The following is a 6,750-nucleotide window of genomic DNA, read 5'->3' as shown; positions in this document are numbered from 1 at the left end:
TACACTTGGCGACAGCTATAAGTAGCTAGGTGTAATTAAAAAAACAAAACCAGAGAGCGTACTGCCCGCTACGCGGGCGGTACGCTCTTAATTATACCTAGCTACTTATGGGTAATCGAGCCGCAATAAGTTAGTATGGCAACTATGGCAAAACTCGATCTTCATAAGCTTGATGGGGAACATGGAAAAGCAACTTAAAATACAGCAGTTAGTTGATAATCTGGCGAAGGCGATCGTTGGTAAAGATGAAGCCATTCAATTAGTTTTAGTGGCGCTTTTTTCTGGCGGTCACGCATTACTCGAAGATGTGCCTGGGGTGGGTAAAACTTTACTCGCTAAGTCCCTTGCAGCCTCTATTTCTGGTAAGTTTCAACGCGTACAATGTACTCCCGATCTGTTGCCAACAGATATTACAGGCACAAATATTTGGAATCCGCAAAGGGGAGAATTTCAGTTTCTGTCAGGTCCAGTCTTTGCCAATGTGTTATTAGCTGATGAAATCAATCGGGCAACTCCTCGCACCCAGTCAGCCTTACTAGAGGTAATGGAAGAAAGTCAAGTTACGGTTGATGGCATATCGCGTCAAGTCCCTTCACCGTTTTTTGCGATCGCAACGCAAAACCCGATCGAATATCAGGGCACTTTTCCACTACCAGAAGCACAGCTCGATCGCTTTGCCCTATCCTTTAGCATTGGCTACCCCAGTGAAACTGAAGAGCTGGAAATGTTAAAACGGATGCAAACGGGTCAGATCGGTTCTGCCCAGCTAGAAGCCTGTATCACCCCTGAAGAAGTTCTCGAAATTCGCCAACTTTGTAAAAAAGTTCCTGTGAGCGATGCCATTAGCGAATATATCGTGAATATCGTCCGCGCTACCCGTAATAATGAAGAAATTACCCTTGGGGTGAGTCCTCGCGGCACTACGGCTCTATTACGTTCGTTGCAGAGTTATGCATTTATTCAACAGATGCTCGATCCCAATCGCAAGTCGGATTATGTCTTACCCGACGATGTAAAATTCCTTGCCCCCTTTGTTCTAGGACATCGGATTATGGTGTCTGGCAGGCGATCACCACAAAAAATCATTCAGCGCTTGCTAGATGTCGTGCCCGTACCTTAAGAAAAATGTGGCTATCACCACTTGCTTTAGGACAAAACCCCAAGAATTGACTGGCGGCGCAAAGCGCTGCCAGTCAATTCTTGTTTTTTACACTTGGCGACCTTGGCGATAGCTATAGTAAGGAACCACCACAACTGGAACCGCTTCCTGCGGTACAGCCATAGCAATAGTCGGCAGTCTGGATTTCTTGGATAATTTCCAAAGTATCTAGTTTGAGAATTTCAGCGAGGGTAAGAATGTGGTCTGAAGGAGAACGGGCGGGTAGGTTTTCCATTTGATTAAAGTCGCAATCGTAGATATTGCCTTGATAGTCGATGGATAGCTGGTTGCGACACATGAGATGGTTAAGCGTGTTGGGATTGAAATGAGATTCTAAAAAGGAGGTATATTGCCGCTCTAGTTGGCGGTGCTGGAGATAGAACTTACTTCTGCCAATGGGAAGATTAGTAAGAGCAAAGAGACTATTAAAAACAATCCCGAAATGCTTTTGCAGATAGTCTTTATAATCCTTTTCTAAATTCTGTTGATTGGGGGCAAGGGTAAATCGTTCGGATGTGGGAAGTTGGGAATTGTATACTAAGTCTAAAACTAGATGAGGATCGGAACCATAGCCAAGGCGATTCAGCCATTGTAAAGCTTGGATCGAGCGATCAAAAACTCCCTTCCCCCGCATCTTGTCCACATTATCTTCAAGGTAACAGGGGAGAGAAGCCACAACCCGCACTTGATGGCGAGCATAGAATTCGGGAATGTCTTCATAGCCCTTTTCAAAATATATGGTCAAATTAGAACGCGCGATCGCCTCTTTCCCCTGTTCTCTTGCCACCTCGATCAATGGACGGAATCCATACAGCATTTCTGGCGCACCCCCCGTCAGATCTACGGTTTGAATTTGTGGAAAGCGACGAATAATTTCTATTAACTGTTCGCAGACCTCTGGGGTCAACTCTTCGGTACGATGGGGACTTGCCTCAACATGGCAGTGACTACAGGCAAGATTGCAAATTTTACCCAAATTAATCTGCAATACGGAAATATGATGCTTTAAGAAGGGAGTTTGCAGTTTTTGAGAAAAGGGTGCGATCGCTTGGACTAGCATAGATTAGTAATCTAATGGATTCCCCATCATTCTGCCATAAACCCAATAATAGCGACCTTAACTGCAATAACCATGGCATTGTACTCGCTACTGAGCAATTTTAAAATTTCCGTGGAAGTGGGAATTTGCCCTGTTTTACCGAATTTTTCGAGATATTTACAGATATGAGACAGTCTAATTGCGCCAATACTGGCACTGGTCGATTTTAGAGAATGGGCGGCAAGTGCTAATTGACTCGCTTTTTGGTTAACAAAGGCTGACTGAATGGTATCGATCAAGTTCTCTGCGGAATTAAGATAGATAGTAAGCAAGTCGGAAAATTCGAGATCCTCCCCAATCGCCACTCTTAAATCCTGAAATATATCAATATCTAGAGTTTGGGTCTCCATAAAATCTGAATAAAAATCTGAATAAAAGTCTGGATCGCAGCCTGAATAGTTATGTACAAAATCTGGTATTAGCGCGATCGCATTGTCTTGTATATTCTCAACCATAGCTTTACTCCTGACGACAGCAAGCAAATAAGCAGTTAAGCATAGATAACCTGAAAACCCACTTAATACCAATTCACGAAAGCGTGACAACACTTTTGTGAATTAAAATTTGTGAATTAAGATTTGTGAATTAAAAATTAAACCTAGTAAGGGTTTGCAAAGCTAAAAATGGCGTAGCCATTTTTAGTTTTGGTATAAGGTTTTGAGATTCCCAAAATGGCGTAGCCATTTTGGGAATTGGTATTAACTATCTAGTTCTTGATAGTTCTTGACAAAACTAGTTATCCCACTCTTGTGACCCCAATAACTATAGCCAAATGTCGATGCTTCCTGATTACCTATAGTTTGAGTTTACGCAAATTTTCGACCGCAGCTTCAATCGTGCTATCTTTCTTTGCAAAGCAGAATCTCAAACCATTTACTTTTTCGCGCTCGGGATGGCTAAAACAACTGCCAGGAACTGCCGCGACTAAGGCTTCTTTAGCCAAACGAAAGGCAGCCCGATCTGCATCTGGAGCGATGGCGGAGCTATCCGTCCACATATAATAGGCTCCCTTAGGAAGCACGGGGGCTAAACCTAGTTCTACCAAGGCGGGGTAAAGCATATCGCGCTTGCGCTTGTAGTCTAGGGCAAGATTGGTAAAGTATTCCCGTCCAAATTCCATAGCGGTGAGGGCGGCATGTTGCAGGGGCGCGGGAGCGCAGATGGTAATAAAATCATGAATCCTTCGCATGGCGGCGGTTAGTTCGGGACTGGCAACGGTATAGCCTAAGCGCCAACCCGTAATACAAAAAGTCTTCGAGAAGCCATTGACAACGATTGTGCGATCGCGCATCCCCGCAATGCTCATGAGGCTAATATGCTCGCCTTCGTAAAGAATATATTCATAAATCTCATCGGTAATCGCATAGACATTGTATTGCTGGCAGAGTTGGGCAATTAATTCCAGTTCAGCCCTCGTCCATACTTTGCCTGTTGGATTAGCAGGGCTATTGATGATGACGGCTTTAAGCCCTCGCTTAAAAGCTGGTTCGAGCATCTCTTGCGTAATTTCCCATTGCGGCGGGTGGAGCGTGACAAACTCAGGAATACCGCCAACGGTAGCAAGATTGGGAATATAGTTTTCGTAAAATGGTTCAAAAATCAAGACGCGATCGCCTTGATTAATTAAGGTCATTAGAGCAATATTCAGTCCTTCGGTTGCGCCACAGCAAACAGTTACCTCGGTTTCGGGATCGACGGTGATGTGATTGTCGCGTTGCATCTTCGACGCGATCGCGTTACGTAACTTGTCCCATCCCCAACTATCGGCATATTGATTAAAATCTAACGCGATCGCCGCTCTTGCGGATTCTTTGATCGCTTCTGGCGCAGGGAAGTCAGGCAAACCTTGAGCGAGATTAATTGCCCCAAACTTTTCACAGTATCGAGAAGCCTCACGAATTTGGGATTCTTTAATTTGAATGGCGCGTTGGGATAGTGAAACAGTAGTCAAGATGATTATCTCTAAGCTTTAAAAAGTTAAAGACGGCATTTTGAGCCGTCTTTACTAAATCCTAAGCGAAATTGTTATGGCGGGTCAAGAATTAAGTTTTTCTAAATTTTTAGCTTAATAAGTAACAATGCTCACAGTTAACACATCGCGTCCGATCGCCCTGTAGTAAACTGACTTATTAAAAGCATCTCTACAATAAACTTTGCGTTCAAACGCGACCTATGGACTTTGCATATCAATACGCATGGCTGATTCCCTTGCTGCCACTCGCCGCAGCACTGATTATCGGCACAGGACTGATTACCTTTAACAAATCCACCAACAAACTGCGATCGCTCTGGTCTATCCTCAGCGTATCCGCTACAGGCGGCGCAATGGTGATGGCAGTCAACCTGCTTTGGAGTCAGATTCAAGGGCATGATCCCTATCTCTACACCTTTGAGTGGGCGCAAGCAGGTAGCTTTCATCTGAACATGGGCTTTGTGATCGATCATCTCACTGCACTCATGCTCGTCATTGTGACCACTGTTGCTTTCTTGGTGCAAATCTATACTGACGGATACATGGCTCACGATCCTAGCTATGTCAGATTCTATGCTTACCTAAGTTTATTCACCTCCTCCATGTTGGGGTTAGTTATCAGCCCTAACTTGGTACAGATTTATATTTTCTGGGAACTGGTGGGGATGTGTTCTTACTTGCTGATTGGCTTTTGGTTCGATCGCAAAGGTGCTGCCGATGCTTGCCAAAAAGCCTTCGTAACTAACCGTGTCGGTGACTTCGGACTTCTATTGGGCTTGCTCGGTTTGTACTGGGCGACAGGGACGTTTGAATTCAGCGAAATGGGCGCAAAACTGACTGAATTAGTGGAATCGGGTTCCCTAAGCGTCGCGTTAGCCACATTATTTGCAATTCTAGTATTCATGGGACCAGCCGCCAAATCAGCCCAATTTCCTCTCCATGTCTGGCTTCCCGATGCAATGGAAGGACCTACACCGATTTCGGCATTGATTCACGCTGCCACAATGGTTGCCGCAGGCGTATTCCTAATCGCGCGGATGTTTCCTGTATTTGAAGAAATTCCTGCGGTTATGAATACGATCGCTTGGACGGGTGCTTTCACTGCCTTTTTGGGGGCAAGTATCGCCATCACCCAAAATGACATCAAAAAAGGTTTAGCCTATTCTACGGTTTCCCAATTGGGTTACATGGTCATGGGGATGGGTGTTGGTGCTTATGGCGCAGGTTTATTTCACCTGATGACTCATGCCTACTTCAAAGCAATGATGTTCCTCGGTTCTGGTTCTGTCATTCACGGTATGGAAGAAGTCGTCGGTCACGATCCCGACCTTGCTCAAGATATGCGTGTTATGGGTGGTTTGCGCAAATATATGCCCATCACCGCCATTACTTTCTTTATCGGCACTCTCGCCATCAGTGGGATTCCTCCTTTTGCGGGTTTCTGGTCAAAGGATGAAATTCTTGCTTCTACCTTCAAGGCAAATCCCATTCTCTGGGGAATAGGTTTCTTAACCGCAGGGATCACTGCCTTCTATATGTTCCGCATGTACTTCACGACCTTTGAAGGGGATTTTCGCGGCACAGACAAGAAACTATTAGCCTCAGTAAAAGCCGAGAATTCCATCGGTAAGGCTCCTCAAGCAGATGATGGTCATGGTCACCACCATGCAAGCAAGCCCCATGAATCGCCAATCTCCATGACCTTACCTCTAATGGTACTGGCAATTCCTTCGATGCTGATTGGGCTTGTGGGAACTCCTTTAGGAAATTACTTTGAGTACTTTATCCATGCTCCCTCAGAAAAAATCACGGAAGTTCCTGTGGAAGGATTTACCCCAGAATTTCTGCTCATGGGTGGTAGCTCGATTGGTGTGGGCTTGATTGGGATTTCTCTAGCGATTTTGATGTATCTGCAAAAGAAAATCGATCCCAGTGCGATCGCCAAAGCGATCGCGCCACTTTACCAGTTATCTAAAAACAAATGGTACATTGACGAAATTTACGAGGCTGTATTTGTAATTGGTTCTCGCCGCCTTGCCCGTCAAGTCCTAGAAGTCGATGCCAAAATCGTCGATGGTGTGGTTAACCTTGCTGGTTTCGTGACCGTAGTTACAGGCGAAGGCTTGAAATACTTTGAAAATGGTAAAGCGCAATTCTACGCGCTCGTTATTTTCATTGGCGTTCTTGGTTTCGTCATTGTTACCTCGATTTAAAGGATTTCATCATTTGATCATATAGACACCAAGAAAGCAGCCCTAAGGGCTGCTTTCTAAAACAAAAGCAAAGAGAGCGATCGCTAAGCGATCGCTCTCTTTGCTTTTGATAGCAACATAATAGCAAGTTAAGAAATGGCTACGCCATTTCTTAACTTGCTATTACCCAAAAGATGAGTGGCGGCGCAAAGCGCCGCCACTCATCTTTTGGGTTTTGAATTGCTATACTTACGGCAATTACCGATCAAACGAACCACAAGGAAATTTTTGAAAGCGTTGCTTCGCAACGCTTTCAAAAATTTCCTTG

Annotated in this window: 5 protein-coding genes; 2 read left to right on the top strand and 3 right to left on the bottom strand. The window is 44.8% G+C overall.

All coding sequences use genetic code 11. The annotated features are described in order from the left end of the window. The first annotated feature begins 181 nt into the window (after positions 1-181). The gene (locus AC805_RS03990) at positions 182-1,120 is read left to right on the top strand and encodes a MoxR family ATPase (RefSeq protein ID WP_055074212.1); all 939 of its coding nucleotides are present in this window, start codon (positions 182-184) and stop codon (positions 1,118-1,120) included. Between the two features lie 112 nt (positions 1,121-1,232). On the opposite strand, the gene arsS is transcribed toward AC805_RS03990, so the two are convergent. The 3 genes from arsS to AC805_RS03975 form a co-directional block, all read right to left on the bottom strand. Then, positions 1,233-2,204 carry an arsenosugar biosynthesis radical SAM (seleno)protein ArsS gene (gene arsS / locus AC805_RS03985; RefSeq protein WP_055074213.1) on the bottom strand — a complete coding sequence of 324 codons (972 nt, stop codon included), beginning with the start codon at positions 2,202-2,204 and terminating at the stop codon, positions 1,233-1,235. A 41-nt stretch (positions 2,205-2,245) separates the two neighbouring features. After that, positions 2,246-2,713, bottom strand: a complete 468-nt coding sequence (locus tag AC805_RS03980; RefSeq protein ID WP_055074211.1) for an Hpt domain-containing protein — start codon at positions 2,711-2,713, stop codon at positions 2,246-2,248. A 338-nt stretch (positions 2,714-3,051) separates the two neighbouring features. Further along, positions 3,052-4,209, bottom strand: a complete 1,158-nt coding sequence (locus tag AC805_RS03975) for a pyridoxal phosphate-dependent aminotransferase (protein WP_055074210.1) — start codon at positions 4,207-4,209, stop codon at positions 3,052-3,054. A gap of 221 nt (positions 4,210-4,430) precedes the next feature. On the opposite strand from AC805_RS03975, the gene AC805_RS03970 reads away from it, so the two are divergent. Beyond that, positions 4,431-6,443: an NAD(P)H-quinone oxidoreductase subunit 5 gene (locus AC805_RS03970; RefSeq protein WP_055074209.1), complete on the top strand. Its 2,013-nt coding sequence runs from the start codon at positions 4,431-4,433 to the stop codon at positions 6,441-6,443. The last annotated feature ends 307 nt before the right edge of the window (positions 6,444-6,750 follow it).

Origin of the sequence: Pseudanabaena sp. 'Roaring Creek', assembly GCF_001402795.1 — a bacterium.
Taxonomy (GTDB): Bacteria; Cyanobacteriota; Cyanobacteriia; order Pseudanabaenales; family Pseudanabaenaceae; genus Pseudanabaena.
This window is presented reverse-complemented; position numbering and strand designations above follow the sequence as displayed.